This window comes from Myxococcales bacterium (assembly GCA_016720545.1).
Classification (GTDB): domain Bacteria; phylum Myxococcota_A; class Polyangia; order Polyangiales; family Polyangiaceae; genus JAAFHV01.
The window spans coordinates 257,558-274,221 of record JADKKK010000005.1 but is presented as its reverse complement, the minus strand read 5'-3'; the positions used below and the strand labels follow the sequence as shown (position 1 = coordinate 274,221).

General features: G+C 71.6%; 11 protein-coding genes. 5 read left to right on the top strand and 6 right to left on the bottom strand.

Going from position 1 to position 16,664, the window contains the following annotated elements; translation table 11 throughout:
• Window positions 1-290: 290 nt before the first annotated feature.
• A complete protein-coding gene (locus IPQ09_12880) occupies window positions 291-1,388 on the bottom strand; it encodes a phosphatase PAP2 family protein (protein MBL0195103.1) in 1,098 nt (365 codons plus the stop codon).
• A gap of 521 nt (window positions 1,389-1,909) precedes the next feature.
• On the opposite strand from IPQ09_12880, the gene IPQ09_12875 reads away from it, so the two are divergent.
• The gene (locus tag IPQ09_12875; GenBank protein ID MBL0195102.1) at window positions 1,910-3,085 is read left to right on the top strand and encodes a hypothetical protein; all 1,176 of its coding nucleotides are present in this window, start codon (window positions 1,910-1,912) and stop codon (window positions 3,083-3,085) included.
• A gap of 348 nt (window positions 3,086-3,433) precedes the next feature.
• Here the strand turns inward: IPQ09_12875 and IPQ09_12870 are convergent, their stop codons facing one another.
• Window positions 3,434-4,093: a hypothetical protein gene (locus IPQ09_12870; protein ID MBL0195101.1), complete on the bottom strand. Its 660-nt coding sequence runs from the start codon at window positions 4,091-4,093 to the stop codon at window positions 3,434-3,436.
• Window positions 4,094-4,706: 613 nt separating this feature from the next.
• On the opposite strand from IPQ09_12870, the gene IPQ09_12865 reads away from it, so the two are divergent.
• Entirely contained in the window at window positions 4,707-5,378 is a 672-nt protein-coding gene (locus IPQ09_12865; GenBank protein ID MBL0195100.1) for a thioredoxin, read from the top strand.
• A gap of 35 nt (window positions 5,379-5,413) precedes the next feature.
• On the opposite strand, the gene IPQ09_12860 is transcribed toward IPQ09_12865, so the two are convergent.
• Both IPQ09_12860 and IPQ09_12855 read right to left on the bottom strand, forming a co-directional pair.
• The gene (locus IPQ09_12860) at window positions 5,414-6,436 is read right to left on the bottom strand and encodes an ABC transporter permease (GenBank protein ID MBL0195099.1); all 1,023 of its coding nucleotides are present in this window, start codon (window positions 6,434-6,436) and stop codon (window positions 5,414-5,416) included.
• Window positions 6,433-7,983, bottom strand: coding sequence for an ABC transporter permease (locus IPQ09_12855; GenBank protein ID MBL0195098.1), 1,551 nt, complete (start codon window positions 7,981-7,983; stop codon window positions 6,433-6,435). The genes IPQ09_12860 and IPQ09_12855 overlap by 4 nt, the downstream gene beginning before the upstream one ends.
• 135 nt (window positions 7,984-8,118) lie before the next feature.
• Here IPQ09_12855 and IPQ09_12850 point away from each other — a divergent pair, with 135 nt between their 5' ends.
• Window positions 8,119-9,891 (top strand): phospho-sugar mutase, encoded by a 1,773-nt coding sequence (locus tag IPQ09_12850; protein MBL0195097.1) that lies wholly within the window; start codon window positions 8,119-8,121, stop codon window positions 9,889-9,891.
• Window positions 9,892-9,949: 58 nt separating this feature from the next.
• Here IPQ09_12850 and IPQ09_12845 read toward each other — a convergent pair whose 3' ends face one another.
• Entirely contained in the window at window positions 9,950-10,747 is a 798-nt protein-coding gene (locus tag IPQ09_12845; GenBank protein MBL0195096.1) for a cysteine hydrolase, read from the bottom strand.
• A 189-nt stretch (window positions 10,748-10,936) separates the two neighbouring features.
• On the opposite strand from IPQ09_12845, the gene IPQ09_12840 reads away from it, so the two are divergent.
• Together IPQ09_12840 and IPQ09_12835 are read left to right on the top strand one after the other, a co-directional pair.
• Window positions 10,937-12,562, top strand: a complete 1,626-nt coding sequence (locus IPQ09_12840) for a 1-acyl-sn-glycerol-3-phosphate acyltransferase (GenBank protein ID MBL0195095.1) — start codon at window positions 10,937-10,939, stop codon at window positions 12,560-12,562.
• A 100-nt stretch (window positions 12,563-12,662) separates the two neighbouring features.
• Complete coding sequence (locus IPQ09_12835) at window positions 12,663-14,852, top strand: S1 RNA-binding domain-containing protein (GenBank protein ID MBL0195094.1); 2,190 nt, start codon at window positions 12,663-12,665, stop codon at window positions 14,850-14,852.
• A gap of 22 nt (window positions 14,853-14,874) precedes the next feature.
• Here IPQ09_12835 and IPQ09_12830 read toward each other — a convergent pair whose 3' ends face one another.
• Window positions 14,875-16,494 (bottom strand): 5'-nucleotidase C-terminal domain-containing protein, encoded by a 1,620-nt coding sequence (locus IPQ09_12830; protein MBL0195093.1) that lies wholly within the window; start codon window positions 16,492-16,494, stop codon window positions 14,875-14,877.
• Window positions 16,495-16,664 lie beyond the last annotated feature (170 nt).

Here is a 16,664-nt window from a genome sequence, read left to right as displayed (position 1 = left end):
CTGGAAGCGTGATCCCTTCCAGAAGTCGCGCGGCTCGGCCTTTCGCCACAAGGGAGCGAGGGGGTGTCCCGTTTTCGGCGGCGGTGGGAGGATACTCATGTTCGAGGGTCGGCGTTCTCGCGCGGTCACACCCGAAACCACTGTCCCCTGAGCGCAAAGCGCCGCCTCCACCGCGCGGAACGACGTCCGAGTTGAGGACGGGCCCGCCGCCGCCGAAAACGGGGCACCCCCTCGCTCCTCGGCATGACACCGAAGACCGGACTTCTGATACGAACCACGACTCCAGGGGACTAGCGCCTGCGACCGGCGGCAGGTTCGGGTGTATCCCGCGGAGAACGCCTGTCGACGAGCGGGCGCCAGATCGGAGGCAGACCGCCGCGAGCGCGCGCGGCGTCGTCGGCAGCGGGTATGCGGCACGCACCCGCGAAGGCGGTCGTCGCGAGGGCCAACCCAGCGCACACGTCGATCAGGTAGTGCCAACGAAGGAACATCGTCGCCACGATGATGTTCGCGGTCACGAAGGCCAACACGGGCCACGTGTAGCGAAACGGCAGCTCGCGCCTATGCCGGTACGAGAACAGCGTCAAGAAGGTTGGCGCTGCCGTGTGCAGGCTTGGAAAAATGTCGGTTCGGTGCGCGCCATCGAACGACGCGACGGTGCGCGAGACGAGCGGCCAGAACGTGGGCCCGTCGAGCGCGTGCGTGAAGGTCGCGCCGAGGTGGCGATAGGGCCCATACCCCGGCACCCCGAGGTAGATGAGATGACCTGCGCAGAACACGAAGAAGATCCCCCAGGAGAACTCGCGGAGCACGTGCATGCGTCGCTCGACGATGGCCATGGGGAGGACGTGAACGAGCAAGATGGCGAAGTAGAGGTAGTAATAAAACGAGAACCACTCCGTGGTTCCTGGTGAAACGTAGGGATCCCAGGCCTCCGCGGGCTCGAAGCCGAACACCGCCTTGTCGAAGCGGTAGAGCGCGCCGTCGTAGGTCGCCGCTCGGACGCTCGGGAGCAGCACGTGGAGCTGGCTGAACGTCGACGCGATGGCTCCGGGGAGCGCGATCCGGTAGACGACGTCCGCGATCAGCCGAGGGGTGGTCGGCGCGCGCGCGATCACGAGCGCGCCAAAGAAGGCGACGACGTCGAGAGATATCCACACCAGCGCGGGCCTGCGTGGGCCGGTCCCGAGGGCCACGAGTACCCAGAACACGAGCATGTACGCCGCGACGAGCCAGTCTTGAGCGGCGAACGAGGCAATCGGCCCGTTCGGGCGCACCGGGTCCTCGTGTGGAATGCCGCCGCGAGCGCGCCTCGCGCTCCATCGCATGAGCGCATACACGAGGACGACGGCCAGCAGCCCGACTGCCGTGAGCGCGGTGCGGATCATCGAGGCCGCGCCTGGCGCTCCCAAACGCGCTCCGCCTCGGGCGGCGAAAGAGGCACGCGACGATACGGGTGAGGGGCGAGTGGGTCGAGGAGCGAGGCGTTCCGTGCGGCACGGTGGGGCATGAGCGCGCAGGAGCAGCCAGCGTGCCAGATCGCGCAATCGGGCCGCGCCCCGTGATTTGCACTAGATCGAGCGGCGCGCGATGTGCGGGTCGCCCGGCTTCTTGTGCGGGCACACGTGCGCGAACAACCTCGCGGACGCTTCGCGTGCGGCGGCCCTTCGCTCCCCTCGCTCCGTTCTCCGGCGCACCGAGGCCCCCGGCGGGCCCTCGGGCGGAGACGCAGCCGCCCCGCGAGCGCCCGCGGTGGCCGCGCTTTTTCGACACGCGCGAGGCGTCCCGTCGTTCGCCGGCCGGTGTGATCGTCGGTTCACAACTGGTTGAACCACTCAACCATTAGAGCGCTGGCGTGGGCAAGAATGCCATCAAGCCTCGCTGGCACGTTCGCTGCTTGGGTGCCCGCATGACGCGCCGTCCATTCGTCGCCGCAGCCCCGGCGCGCGACCTCGCGCGAGCGACGGCGAGCGGGCCCCGCCTTGGCAGCCGCTCCGCTGCGGTCGCCTACGTCGGCGCCGGGGCGTCGATGAACCGCCTGCGACGCACGCTTGGGTTCGTCGGGGTCCTCACGGTGGTCGCGCCGCCAGAGGCGCTCGCGAACAGGGCGGCGTGCGCCGCGGCGGCCGACGACGCGAGCGTGTTGCGGAGAGACGTCCAGAAGCTCACGCGCACGCGAGATCTCCTCCTGGTTTGCGTCGCGGAAGGCTGCGATGCTGACATTCGCGACGACTGTCGCCGCTGGCTCGAGGAGGTCGAAGCGAACCTCCCCACCGTCGTGTTCGTCGCGGAGGACGACGCCGGGCAGCCCGTGCTCTCGGCGCGCGTGCTCATCGACGGCAAGCCTCACGGCCAGCTGGACGGCAGCCCCGTCCCGGTGGACCCCGGGCAGCACACCTTCACCTTCGAGCGCGACGGCGGGCCGCCCGTCGACGTGAGGACGCTCGTGCGCCTGGGGAAGAAGAACGCCGAGGTGCTCGCGCGCTTCCCCCGCCTGACGTCTCGCTCGCCGCCAGGGTCGGCGGCGCCGGCAGCGTCGACGCCCTCGACCGCGTCGACGGCGACCCTACCCCCAACGTCACCGCCCACCACCGCCGGCCCGACGGGCTTCGTCTTCGGCGCGCACTTCGTCGCCGTCCCGTACGCGTTCCTTGCGGCCGGGACGGGGGCACGCGACCACGGGACGTCCGGCGTATCGGTCGGCTTCTCGCTCGAGGGTGGCTACGCGTTCTCGCGACGCGCGGAGATTCTCGCGCGCGCCCTCGGGGCCGTTGGCTCCGAGTGCGGGAGCGCCACCGGCTCGAACTTCTTCTCGATCGGCCCCGCCCTCTCGGTGCGTCTGGTCGAGTGGGCGTGGGTCGGTGTGGGGCTCCTAGGGGGCCAGGCGCGGAGCTGCACACCCGACGCGGTCAAGCTGTCGACGAATGTCGTCTTCAGCCCGACGTTCGACTTGGCCTTTGCGGTGGTCACACAGCCCTACGGTCAGTGGATGGTGACGAGCAGTGTCGGCTACTACTTCGCCAACATCACGAACGACAACCGGGTGGTGTACGCTCCCATCGGGTTCGGACTTCGCCTCTTCTGAGCGAGGCTCCGCCGCGACGGGCACCGACGGAGCGCGACATCGCTCTTTGCCACTCCGCGAAGGGGCCACTCGCCGAGCGCCATCGCGAGCGAGACGCCAGGACTCGGTCCGAGTCCGCACACCTCAGGTGGGTCGCAGGACGAAGTCGTAACGTGCACCCAGCGCACCTCTGTCGGACGAAACGTCCACGATGAGCGACCGCTCGATGAAGGGATCGGCCGCCTTGTAGGGGGCCTCGGGGAGGCAGCTCTGCGTGGTGAGCGGCGCGTGGCCAGAGCTGCGGCCCCGCGCAGACGTTCGACACGGTGGCCGGTAAGCGCGCAAGGGGCGAACCGAGCTCATGCGCGGCTAGAGCGCCGAGCCCACGCGAACGCCTACGGTCACCGTCACTCCGAGCGCACCGTTGGCGTCGCCTACGTCGCTCGAGAGGATGCCGCGGGTCGCGCCGCCGGAGAGCGTCATCCAGAGCGAGTCGGCGAGGGGCTCTTCCCACGCCCCGCCGTAGGAGCGAAAGAGCCCGTGAGGTGAGGCCCACGCCGACAGAATGCGCCGACGCGTGTGCGCGACCGCCTGCTCCACGCGGAGCACTGCAGGCCACGACACCGCGCCAAGCGCGTACTTGTTCGTCAACCACCCTTCCCACGTGATGCGTGGACCCACGTACACGGAGGCCCCGGGCGCCCGCAGGCCCAGGAGCAGCTCGTAGCCTCCCACACCCCGGAGCGCGACGTCGCCGAGCGAGGCGCAGCGGCTCCTCGCACACACGGCGCCGAGATCCCCCTCGAGAAAAAACGCGTCGTGCACCGAGAAGTGCGCGCGGCTCGGACGATCGCCCACGACAGGTGTGTCGTCGATGCGGGAGAGACCCGCCGCTTGGAGGCGCAGAAACCAGGGCGCGCCGAGCTGTGTCTCTCCCGGGCCGTCGGGCACCGCCGCGGCGAACGCGAGGCCGAGGCCCACCGCCAGGCCGGTGTCGGCGTGGGCGGGGCGCGTGAGCGCAAGGGCCACGATGGAACCTACGGCGAGTGAGCGGCGCCACCGAAAGGCCATGCGTCAGGGAATGCACGCGACATGCCGCGCCCCACGGGCGGGCGGGCCACTCGTAAAGACAAAACGGCGAGCCCCGCCGGTGAGGGCGGGTCTCGGGTCGCGAGGTGGCGGTCTTCGCGGCTCACTTTGCGGTCAGCTGGAACCAGGAGCAGCCCGTGTACTTCATGGGAGCATCCTTTCGGGTTGTGCTCCCTGATGCGACGACCATGCCACACGCAAGACGTTGAAATTACACGCAATCGTTTGCCCACAAGGGCGTACGCCGTGCCTGCATCGGTCTGTACCGGTACAGGCGCCGAAGCGCACCCGGCGTCGTGAGCGACGCCCGCATCCCTCGCGCGGGTCTCGGCGCGCGCGCAACGTGCGGCGGTGCGCCGAGTGAGAGGATCGACCGGCTCGCGGCGGAGGCTCACTCGATGACCACCCTCGCCCGCGGCGCACGCTGGGCCACGCGCTCGTGGGTGCACGCGCCCTGGCCCGGCGCCGAAGAATACGCTTCGCCCAGGTTTCGGGTTCGGCTAGTGATCCGCCCATGATCCTCGGTGGCGCGGGCGGAAACAGGGGCGGAAACATGAGCGGAAGCGCGGGGCCGGCGGGCGCCTCGAAGCTCAAGTCGATCAGCGAGCGCGAGTTCGAGGTCGAGGTCTTCCAGAGCGAGCTGCCGGTCTTGATCTACTTCTCGTCGCAGCGTGCCGCCGCATCGGCCCGCGCCACGGACGCGGAGGTCGAGTCGCTCGGGGCCGACCTCGAGGGCAAGCTGAAGATCGTGAAGGTGCTGATCGAGAACGCGCCCACCCTGGCGCGGCAGCTCCGCATCCAGCAGGTGCCCATGTTCATGGTGTTCGCCGGCGGGCGCATCGTCGACGGGCAGGCTGGCGCGCTCGGCAAGCGCGCGCTCCGCGCGATGGTCGAGCGGCACCTGCCGCGCGCCGAGGGCGCGCTGAAGGTCGATGAGGTCGTCGAGCTGCAGAAGCGCGGCGCAGTCTCGGTGGTGGACACGCGCGACGCCGGCGCCTTCGCCCGAGCGCACATCCCCGGCTCCACGAACCTCCCCGCTGAGGAGATCGAGACCCGCCTCGCCGAGTTGTTCATGCTCGGTGGGCAGCCGGTCCTCTACTGCCGCTCCGGTGACAAGGCGAAGGAGCTGGCGGCGAAGCTCATCGGCGGGGGCACTGAGGTGAGCTTCCTCGAGGGCGGCTTCCTCGCGTGGGAGGCCGAGGGCCTCAAGATCGAGCGCTCGTAGTACCTCGCCCCCACGTCGGCTGCGCGTCGAGGGGTCTACGCCTGCTGCCCGCGGGCGCGCGGATCGAGCGCGTCCCGGAGCGCCTCACCGACGAGGTTCGTCGCGACCACGGTGGCGAGCAAGAACAGGCCGGGGAAGAGCAAGAGCCAGTACGCGTCGGGCCGATCGCGCACGTCGCTCATGACCTGGCCCCACGAGGCGAACCGCCCGCGATCGCCCACACGCAGGAAGTCGAGCTGCGCCTCGAGGAGCACGACGGCGCCGAGGCCGAACGTCGCCGAGACGATCGCTTGGCCGCGCGCGTTGGGCAGCACGTGCCGCAGCAGCACGCGCAGCGGCGAGGCGCCGAGCGCGCGCGCGGCGAGCACGTAGTCGCGCGTGCTGACGTCGACCACCTCCACGCGGACGAGGCGCGCGACCTCGGCGAAGCGCGCGGCGACGACGGTGATGAAGAGCGTCTGCAGGTTCGGATGGGGCAGCGCCGCCTGGACACAGAGGATGAGCACGAAGCTCGGGATCGCGCTCATCGTGTCGGTGATTCGTTCCGTAAAAAAATCAGCAGTTCCGCCAAAATAGCCCGCGGTCGCCCCGATGAAGGCCCCGAGCGCGACGTACGCGCACACGGTGAGGAACGCGAACCCGAGCTGGGTGCGCACCCCGTGGATGGTCTGCGCGAACACGTCGCGCCCGCGCGAGTCGGTGCCGAACGGGTGCTCGGCCGAGGGCGGCACGAGGCGGGCCGCGGACTCGGAGGTGGGCCCGAAGCGCACGAACGGGTAGAGCGCGAACACGCTGCCCGGGCGCTCGACGCTCTGCTCGGCGAGGCGCGCGTTGTCGCGGCCCGTGAGCGAGCGCGGGTGCGTGACGGCGGGCAGCACGTACACCACACCGTCCACCGAGCAGAGCAGGGGGTAGTCGCTGGCGAAGAGCTCCGCGAGGACGGCGACCAGCGACAGGAACGCGAGCAGGAGGGCGCCCCAGCGCGCGAGGCGCCGCTCCGTGAGCCGGTAGAGCGCGTGGCTCACCGTCCCCACACGGGTGCGGCGGGGCGGGCTCACGCGATCCGCCCGCCGAGCTGTCGCTCGCGCACGCGCGGGTCGAGCAGGCCGAGGGCCACGTCGCTCGCGATGAGCATGATCGTCGTGACCGCCGCGGAGAGGAGCACGGTGGCGACGATCCACGCGGTGTCGTGCGCCTCAATCGCTCGCAGGGTCTCCCACCCCATGCCTCGGATGGAGAACACCTCCTCGATCACGAACGCGCCGCCGAGCAGCGCGGGGAACTGGAATCCGGCCAGGGTGACCGTGGGTAACACTGCGTTTCGTAGCGCGTGGACGAGCGCGAGCCTCACGGAGCTCGCGCCCTTCGCGCGGGCGGTGCGCACATAGTCGGCGTGAATCACCTCGAGCAGCGACGAGCGCTGGTGGCGCGAGAGGGTGGCGAGCGCCGTGATGGCGAGCGCGACGAGCGGCACGGCCACGCCCGCGTAGCTGCGCACCTTCGCCAGCGAGAAGAGGACCTGGGCGACCCAGAAGGTCGGGAGCGAATACCCCACGAAGAGCGAGGCGGTGAGGACGCGGTTCCAGACGCGACCGCGACGCCACGCGGAGAACGCGCCGATGGGCACGGCGAGCGTGAAGGCGAGGAGCATCGCGAGGAACGTCATCACGAACGTGATGGGCGCGCGCTCCTTCAGCTTCGCATAAACGGGCTCGTTGTCGCGCGTGGAGAGGCCGAGCTGGCCCGTCACGGCGCCTACGGTCCACTTCGCGTAGCGGGTGTCGCCTAGCGTCGCGGCGACGCGCGCGGTGCCCTCGCGCTCCACGAAGTCGGGCTCGTGGATGAACCACCACGAGCGCCAGTCGGAGAGACCCCGGCGCACTTCGGCCGCGGACGCGTCGACCGGGAGCGCCGCCGAGCGCTGCGTGGCGTGCGCGAGCAGGCCCGTGAAGCGCGCGCGCACCTCGGGGTCGGGGGTCTCGAGGGCGGCCGCCAAGAGCTCCGGGAGCGCGTAGGTGTCCAGGATCTCGAGCTCGCGCTGCCGGGCGGCGGTCGCTTTTTGTGCGAAGCGAGCGACGCTACGTCGCACGGCGGGCGCCGTGAAATCCGTCGAGCGATCGTCCCAGAAGCGCCGCCAGAAGAGGAGCGCCGCGTCGGGGTCGGTGCGTGTGTCGGGCAGCTGGAGGCCCATGCGCGCCGCGAGGGGGAGGAGCGCGCGTGACACCCGCCGGCGCCCCTCGGGATCGAGCGCGTCGAGCCGGGGCATGAGGTGGGGCAGCGCTGCGCCGCCCAGCCTCACGAGGGTGTTGGCGGCGATAGGCCCCTCGTTGTCGTCGAGCTGCAGGTGGAGGAGGCACTCCTCGGTGACCACCCGCACGTCGCGCGGGACGACGTTCACGACCCTCGGCAGATCGAGGAACAGGCCGCGTCGCCGCTCTTCGAGCGCGAAATGGGCTTGAGGCGCGCGGAGCAGCGCCTCGCGCTCGTGCGGGTCGAGCCGCGTCGCGGGATCGGGGAAGAGCGTCGTCAACAAGAAGACGACGAAGCTCACCCCGAACAGCGTCGGGACCGCCCAGAGCGCGCGGCGGAGGGTGTAGCGGAGCATCGCGTGCCGGCATCATCGCACGATCGACCCGCGACACGACGCGCTTCGCGCGGGCGCGGACGCGCGGGCGCCGTTCGCCCCTTCGGGGTTCACTTGCAGGTTCCGAGAGCCCTCGACTACCCTCCTTGGGCAAGCATGGACGACCTCGAAGCGCTCAAGGCGAAGGCCCGCGACTGGATGAACGGTGATCCCGACGCCGAGACGCGCCAAGAGGTGCGCAGGCTGCTCGAGGAGCACGAGACCGCGCCAGGCTCGAACGACCTCGCGGACCGCTTCGCGCAGAACCTCGAGTTCGGCACCGCGGGCCTGCGCGGCGTGCTCGGCGGGGGCCCCAACCGAATGAACCGCGCCGTCGTGCGCCTCGCCACGCACGGCCTCGCGGGGACCGTCCTCGCCGAGGTCGACGCCCCGAAGACACGCGGCGTGGTCGTCGGTTGCGACGCGCGCCTCATGAGCCGCGAGCTCGCCGAGGACACGGCCTGCGTGCTCGCCGCCCACGGCATCCGCGTCTACCTGTTCACCGACGTGTGCCCCACGCCGCTCGTGGCGTACGCGCTCACCGCGCTCGGGTGCGCGGCGGGCGTGGTCGTGACGGCGAGCCACAACCCGCCCGAGTACAACGGCTACAAGGCGTACTGGGAGAACGGCGCCCAGATCATCCCGCCCATCGACACGCTGGTCGCCCAGGCCATCGCGGCGGCTCCCGCCGCCAAAGACGTGCCGATCCTCCCGCTCGCGGAGGCGCGCCGCCAGGGGCTCGTGCTCGACGTCCCGTTCGCGATCGAAGAGCAATACCTCGCGGCCGCGGGCTCGCTCGTGCGCTCGAAGCGCGCGCGGCGCGACCTCCGCATCGTCTACACGCCGATGCACGGCGTCGGCGGCCGCCTCGTGGCGAAGCTGCTCGCCGAGGCGCAGTTCTCCGCGCTGCACGTCGTCGCCGAGCAGGCCGCGCCGGACGGGCGCTTCCCCACCGTGGCCTTCCCGAACCCCGAGGAGAAGGGCGCGATGGACCTGTCGTTCGCCCTCGCGCGCTCGGTGTCGGCGGACCTCGTGCTGGCCAACGACCCCGACGCCGATCGGCTCGCGGTGGCGGTGCCGAAGGCCCGGGAAGACGGCGGCGTCGACTACGTGCAGCTTACAGGCAACCAAGTCGGCGTGCTGCTCGGCCACCACGTGCTCTCCCAAGACGCCGACCCGGCCACCGCGGTGCTCCTCGCGTCCCTCGTGTCGTCGCCCATGCTCGGCGTGATCGCGCGCGCGGCCGGCGCCACCTACGAAGAGACCCTCACGGGCTTCAAGTGGATCGCGAACCGCGCGATGGCGCTCGAGGCCACCGGCGAGCACCGGTTCCTCTTCGGCTACGAGGAGGCCCTCGGCTACACGGTGGGCGGGCTCGTGCGCGACAAGGACGGCGTGAGCGCCGCGCTCGTGTTCACGGAGCTCGCGAGCGAGCTCGCGGCCGAGGGGCGCAGCGTGCTCGATCGCCTCGAGGAGCTCTACCGGCGGTACGGCCTCTTCGTGAGCACCCAGGTGAACCTCACGCGCAAAGGTCAAGCAGGCGCCCAGGAGATCCGCGCGATGATCGACGGGCTCCGCCAGCGGCCGCCCTCCACGATCGGTGCGCTCGCGGTGCTCGCCGTCTCCGACCTCGAGGCGGGCACCCGCGCGGAAGGGGGCGCGGTGAAGCCGCTCGCGTTGCCAGCGAGCAACGTGCTCGTCTTCGAGCTCGAGGGCGGGAGCCGCGTGATCGCGCGCCCGAGCGGCACCGAGCCGAAGGTGAAGTTCTACGTCGACGTGTGCGAGCCGATGGCCGAGGGCGAGCCGCTCTCGGTCGCGCGCGCGCGCGCCGAAGCGTCGATGAAGGCCCTGGCCGACGCGTTCGTCGCGATCGCCGTGCCGGCGACCTGAGCGCCGCTCCGAAGTCACCGCCCGCGCGCGCCTGCGCGGGGAGCCTTCCGGGCGGACGTCAGCCTTCCGCGCGAGCGTCATGGAAGCGCGCCAGGCGCGCTTTGCGCGCCGGGCCGAACGGCGCCATGAGGCGGAGCGCGGCCATGGCGCTCTGCTCCAGCGGCTCGGCCAGCCCCGCCTGGCAGTCCGGCGGCACCTCGATGGTGTAGCCGCGCTGGAGCGCGTCGGTGGCGGTGGCGATGATGCCGATCTCGGTGAGGCACCCCGTGAGCAGGAGTGAGTCGACCTTCAGCTCCTCGAGCACGTCCTCCAGGCGCGAACCGACGAAGCCGCTGTAGGTCGGCTTCTTCACCACATGGTCGGTGCGCAACGGCGCGAGCTCGGGCCAGACGTCGTTTCCGCCGGTGCCCGCGATGTTGTGCGCTCCCCAGCCGGCCAGGTCGGCGTCGTCCGGGCCGTGCTCGTCGACCACGTAGACCACGGGTGTCCCGGCCGCGCGCGCGGCCTCGAGCCGCGCCCTGAGCGCGGGCACCACGAGCCGAGCGCGAGGCACTTCGAGCGGCGCGCCGGGAGTGAGGTGGTCCACGAGCATGTCGAGGACGAGGAGGGCCGGACGCGACGGGACCCGCGTGGACAACGTGCCGACGAGCCGCGATCGGAGGTGAGGCCCCAACGTCTCCGGCGGAAAGGTGCGCCCGAGCGCGGAGAGGGTCTCGCGCACCGCCACGTACCCGGCGACGACCTCGGGCGGCGACAGCTCGAGCAGCGCGCCCTCGAGCCGCGGGTGCCGCGCCGCGAAATAGACCGCGAGGAGCTCCGCTGTAGCCTCGTCGTTCTCCGTGGGGTCGTCGCTCATGGTTGGCCGGGCTCCGGGGCAGGTTCGGCGTCGTCCCCCCGCAACGCCTCACACTACTACGCGCCGGAGCGGCGAGTGGATCGACGAGACTCGAACGCTGCAGAGCACGCGTGGCCGAGTCTGGTCGTGTCTGGCCCGTCGCCGTGCGCGACCCTTGTGGTGTGGCCCCACCTTTGGTGTCATCCCCCTGTGCCACTCGAACGCATTTTCGCCCGGGGCCTCGAGGTGAGCGAGCGCTCCGCCCCCATTTTTCGCTTCAACGAGGCGCGCGGCGCCATCGTCGACGACGTGGTCGCCCGCGTCGTGGGGGGCGTCAAGGACCCCCTCTACGCCCTCTCCGACGCCGCCTACCTGGAAATGCGCCGCCTGGGCCCGCGCGGCGGCCCCGAGCTCGCGGAGTGGAAGTCGCTCGCCGGCAAGCTCGGCCGAATGTCCGAGGGCGAGCTCAGGACCGCGATCACGAAGTACACGAAGATGTACGCGTGGGACGTCGCCGGGAACTTCGACCCCCGCGTGTATCAGTTCGCGTCCCGCGCCATGGCGCCGCTCCTCGGCGCGCTCATGTCGCCGCGGGCGATGGTAAAGAACATTCCCCAATCGCTCGACCTCACCGCGCTCGACAGCCGCATCGTCGTGCAGGGGCCTCGAGAGCACGTGCGGAAGCTCACGGAGCTCGGGACGGTGGTCTACACGCCCACGCACCTGTCGAACCTCGACTCGGTCGTGTTCGGGTTCGCGCTGGAGCGCGCGGGTCTCCCGCCCGCCACCTACGGCGCGGGCAAGAACCTCTTCACCAACCCGGTGCTGAGCTACTTCATGCACAACCTCGGCGCCTACCGGGTGGACCGCCGCCTCCGGCACGCGCTCTACAAGGACGTACTGAAGGCGTACTCGTGCGTGCTGCTCGAGCGCGGCTACCACAGCCTCTTTTTCCCGGGCGGCACGCGCTCGCGCTCGGGCGGCGTGGAGCGCAGGCTCAAGCTCGGGCTCGCGGGCACGGGCATCGAGGCGTTCGCCCGCACGGTGGAGGCGGGGCGCCCGCGGAAGGTGTTCTTCGTGCCCGCCACGATAAACTACCTCCTCACGCTCGAGGCCGAGACCCTCATCGACGACTTTCTCCAAGAAGAGGGCAAGGCGAGGTTCATCATCGACGACGACGAGTCGACCCGCGTGGGCCGGGTCGCCGCGTTCGTGCAGAAGCTCTTCGGCCTCGACGGCGCGTGCGTCGTGCGCTTCGGGCAGCCGCTCGACTGCTTCGGGAACCTCGTCGACGACGAGGGTCGCTCGCACGACGCGCGTGGCCGCGAGGTGCCGGCGGAGACCTTCCTCGAGCGACGCGACGGCACCCGCGGGCGCGACACGAAGCGCGACGCGGAGTACACGCGCGAGCTCGGAGACGCGATCTGCGGCGCGTTCAAACGCGACACGGTGGTGATGTCCACCCACCTCGTGGCGACCGCCGCGTTCGGCGCGCTGCGCCGCCACGTGGGCGACAAGAGGGGAGATTTGTTCGCCATTTTGGGCCACAAGGACGACTTCCGGGTCCCGCGCGCGGAGCTCGTGAAGGAGGTCGACCGCCTCCTCACCGAGGTGCACGCGCTCGAGCGGCGCGGGCTCATCGTCGTGGCGCCGGGCCTGCGGAACCGCGAAGCCCCCGGTGTGCTCGAAGACGCCCTGAGAGCGCTCGCGGGCTACCACGTCGAGGACGTGCTATCCCCTCGCGGCGACGACCTCGCCCTGTCGCACACACGACTTCTTTTCTATTACCAGAACCGCCTCGCGCTCCACGGCCTCGGCTTCGACGCGCTGAAGTGACCTCAGGACCACCGCTCTCTCTTTTCTGCGGGCTCGCCAGAATCGGCGCTCGCGCACGGAGAAATATCGGCTATGGTCCCTCCCCCCGATCGGCAAAGCCATGAGCACAACGGAAAACCCCACCCCGCCGTCCGCCCCCGCGGGCGACCCGAGCGACGCCTCCGCGGCGCCCAGCCCTGCGAGCGCCACCGCCTCGTCCGAGGCCCCCACCGTCCCCTTCGTCGCTGCCACGCCGGCAGCCTCGGTCGAGCCCGACGCGCACGCGTCTGACGCGTCCGACGCGGAAGAGTCCGACGCGGAGGGCGAGGGAGGCGAGGCCGCCGAGGGTGAAGTCCAGGCGGGCGAAGCCGGCCAGACACCCGGGGAGGGCGGCGAGAAGAAGAAGCGCCGGCGACGCCGTCGCAAGAAGAAGCCCGGCGCGCAGGCGCAGGAGGGTGGCGAAGGGGCTCCGCGCGAGCCCGGCGAGGCAGGCGCCGAGGGCGCCGCTGCCGACGGCGGCGCGACCGGCGACGCGCAAGAGCACGCCGAAGGCGAGACCCGAGCGGAGGGCGACAAGCCCGGCCGCGGCCCGCGGCCGAAGAAGCCCAAGGTCGAGAAGGAGCGCCCCGCGTTCAACGTCGGAGACGTGGTGTTCGGCAAGGTGCTTGACGTCACCGAAGACGTCTTGTTCATCGATCTGTCCGGCAAGGGCACCGCGCTCTTCGACCTGCGCGAGCTGCTGATCACGGAGGAAGACGCCAAGGCCGACATGGCGGCCGCCGACGACGAGCACGAGCCCCGCGACGCGGCGCCCACCACCGAGGCCTCGCCCGGCGCGCCCACGGCCGACCAGGCCACGAGCGATCCGGAGCCAGCGGGCGACGACGCGGCGCTCGCCGCCGAGACTCCCGCCGACGCGACCGCCAGCGCAGCCGAGGCCCCCGCCGACGTGACCGCCAACTCCGCCGAGCCCCCCGCCGACGCGACTGAGCCTACCGAGGCGGCGGTCGAGGCGGCGGCTGCCCCCGCGGTGGCCGCCGAGCCGGCCCCGCAGCTGCCGCGCGTCATCCTCGAGCCCGGCGCGCCCTTCGTCGGCGTCGTGCACAACGACGGCGGCCGAGGCGGCCTGGTGGTGCTCACCCACCACCCGAAGCGCGTCCGCCGCGCGAAGCCCGTCGTGGCCGCCGCGTTCCGCGACAAGTCCCTGGTGTTCGGCATCGTCACCGGCGTCATCAAGGGCGGCGTCGAGGTCGACATCGACGGCCTCCGCGGCTTCGCGCCCGGGTCTCACATGGACCTGCGGCTCGGCAACGATCTGCATCCGCTCGTCGGAAAGCGCCTCGCGTTCGCGGTCACCCAGTACGGCAAGCGCGGCCGCGACGTGGTCGTGTCGCGCCGCTCGATGCTCGAGGCCGAGTCGAAGGAGCGCCGCGACGAGGCGCTGAAGAACATCAAGATCGGCGTCGACGTGGACGGCGTGGTCCGCACCGTCGTCAGCTTCGGCGCGTTCGTCGACATCGGCGGCGTCGAGGGCCTCGTCCCGCTGAGCGAGATGAGCCACAACCGCGCCGACCAGCCGAAGGACGTCTTCACGGTCGGCGAGACCGTGCGCGTGCGAGTGCTCCGCGTCGACGAGAAGCAGAAGGTGTGGCTCTCGCGCCGCGCCACCGTGAGCGATCCCTGGTCCGCCGTCGCCGAGAAGTACGCCCCAGGTACGCGGCACACCGGCAAGGTCGCGCGGCTCAAGCCCTTCGGAGCGTTCATCGAGCTCGAGTCCGGCGTCGACGGCCTCATCCAGGTGGGCGATCTGTCGGTCAAGCGCATCGCGCACCCGAACGAGGTCCTCAAGGAGGGCGACGACATCGACGTCGTCGTCGCCTACGTCGAGCCCGGCTCGCACCGCATCGCGCTGCACCCCGCGCCCACCGGCGAGGCGGCGGGCGAGACCCCGCAGAAGATCGCGCCGCAGCGCACGGTGCGCGTGCAGATCGTCTCCACCGACCCCGCGGGCCTCACCGTCCGCGTGCTCGGCGCGACGGGGCGTCACGCGCGCGGCTTCATCACCGCCGGCGGCACGGGCACGGCCCGCGGCACCGACTTCCGCAAGGCCTTCCCGATCGGCAAAGAGCTCGACGCGAAGATCATCGAGATCGATCCCAAGCGCGGCGAGCTCAAGCTCTCGATCAAGGCGATGAACGAGGACACCGAGCGCAACGCGTACCAGCAGTACCGCGCGCAGGTGAAGCGCGAGGCGAAGTTCGGTACCCTCGCGGATTTGCTACAGAAACGGAACATCGTCCCGAACAAGTAGCGTCGTCACGGGCGCTCCCGGGCTAGCTCCCGGGCTCGTCGGGCGGCTCCCGGAGGCGGTCGGCGACGGCCGCCTCTTCGCGTGAAATGCGCTCGTCGTCGTCGGTGTCGAGCGCGCGCATGACGATGCCGGCGGCGATCGCGGCGCGCCGCGGCTCGGGGGCCCCCGTGTGGTCGGCGATGGCGCGCTCGAGCTCGCTCCCGTCGACCCGCCCGTCGTGGTCCGCGTCGACCGCGTCAAAACCGCCGAGCGCACGCCACAGCCCCGCGGCGAAGCTCTCGAGGAGGACGAGCTTCACGTCCCGCCCCGAGTCCGGCGGCGGGATGAGCTCGGGCCGCTCGCGGGCCAGCGCGAGCAGCGGCTCGTTGCGGTCCATGCCCGCGAACAGGTTCCGCACGAGCGCCACCCGGTAGACGCGCGCGGGGTCGAGCGGCGCCCCGCCCACGCGGATCACCTGCCCGTCCGGGCCCACGTCGACCGCGCTGCACACCTGGAGGAAGCCCCCCGACTCGACCGGCGCCCGCGCGCGCGAGGCCTGCACCGCCGCGGAGAGCGACGCGCCGGGCACGGCCACCACCACCATCTCGTTCTCGAACGGCACCTCGGTCTGCAGGTGGCCGTAGGAGAAGCCACCGCGGTACGTCGCCGCGCCGCGGATCCCGCCGCCGTTGAAGAGCCCCACCTCGGCCCCGAGCGCGTCGCGCACCCGCGAGGCGAGCAGCGTCCCGAGCGAGGTCTGGCGCGCGCGGACGCCGACCGACGTGAGCTCCTCTCCAGGGTCGAGCACGAGCAGGGTGGCCGACGTGAGGGCCTCCACCTTCGCCATGTGCGTGGCCACGCGGGCGCGTACCGCGGGGTCCTCCGGGAACCGCGACACGTCGTGCAGCGCCACGCGCACGCTCGGTGCGTCGGCGCCGTGGGCCTCGGCCGGCCAGGCCAGATCGATCACCGCGGCGAGCGCGGCGTCGGCCCCGCCCTTCACGATCCACGTCTCGCCCTCACGCTCGAGCGAGGGCTGGTGCTCATGCCCGGCGAGCAGCACGGGGAAGGCCGGCCATCCACGCGCGAGGGCGCGGTCGAGGGCCAGCGGCTGATGGGTTAGCGCGAGCACGGTCGCGCACCCGGCCGCGCGGAGGCGCTCGGCCTCGGCGATCGCGGCGTCGTTGGGAGGGAGGAGCGTCACGCCCCCAAACGGCGGACGGCGGTAGGCCGTGGGGTCGTCCATGACCACCCCCACGAGCCCCACTCGGACCGCTCGCCCCGCGGGGCCGGGCGCGCACACGGAGACCACCTCCGACACGGGTAGGGCGGGCTCGAACCCGCGCACGTTCGTCCCGAGGCAGGTGGCCTCGAGCTCCCGGACTCGCGCGCGGAGCTCTTCGGGCGGCACGTCGTCCTCGTGGTTGCCGAGCACGGCGTGCGTGAAGCCGAGCGCGTTCATGCAGTCGACCATGCCCCGGCCCGCGTCGAGGCTGGACAGCACGCTCGGCGCGACGAAGTCGCCCGCCATGGTGACGAGGAGGCGATCGGCGGGCGCGACCTCCCGCGCTTCGCGGAGGAGCGAGGCGAGGCGCGGAAGGTGCTCGAGCGAGTAGACATCGTTGACGGCAACGATGCGCAGCGTGGGCCCTCGCTCGGTCATGACGCCGCGCCCGCGAACACGCGCCACGTCGCGCGCGCTGCGCGCACACCGCGCGCCGGCCGTGCGCCAACCGCTCCACTCGAGGGACTCACCCTGCGCACCATGCGCTTAGCGTAGCGCAGCGCCGCGCCGTCGGGGACCCTGGAGGGCGTCGCTCGGCCCTCGCGCGA

What these genes read in the sequence shown, in the direction of transcription:
- IPQ09_12880 (MBL0195103.1), bottom strand. Translation starts at nt 1,388, where the DNA reads ATGATCCGCACCGCGCTCACGGCAGTCGGGCTGCTGGCCGTCGTCCTC.
- IPQ09_12875 (MBL0195102.1), top strand. Translation starts at nt 1,910, where the DNA reads ATGACGCGCCGTCCATTCGTCGCCGCAGCCCCGGCGCGCGACCTCGCG.
- IPQ09_12865 (MBL0195100.1), top strand. Translation starts at nt 4,707, where the DNA reads ATGAGCGGAAGCGCGGGGCCGGCGGGCGCCTCGAAGCTCAAGTCGATC.
- IPQ09_12855 (MBL0195098.1), bottom strand. Translation starts at nt 7,983, where the DNA reads ATGCTCCGCTACACCCTCCGCCGCGCGCTCTGGGCGGTCCCGACGCTG.
- IPQ09_12850 (MBL0195097.1), top strand. Translation starts at nt 8,119, where the DNA reads ATGGACGACCTCGAAGCGCTCAAGGCGAAGGCCCGCGACTGGATGAAC.
- IPQ09_12845 (MBL0195096.1), bottom strand. Translation starts at nt 10,747, where the DNA reads ATGAGCGACGACCCCACGGAGAACGACGAGGCTACAGCGGAGCTCCTC.
- IPQ09_12835 (MBL0195094.1), top strand. Translation starts at nt 12,663, where the DNA reads ATGAGCACAACGGAAAACCCCACCCCGCCGTCCGCCCCCGCGGGCGAC.
- IPQ09_12830 (MBL0195093.1), bottom strand. Translation starts at nt 16,494, where the DNA reads ATGACCGAGCGAGGGCCCACGCTGCGCATCGTTGCCGTCAACGATGTC.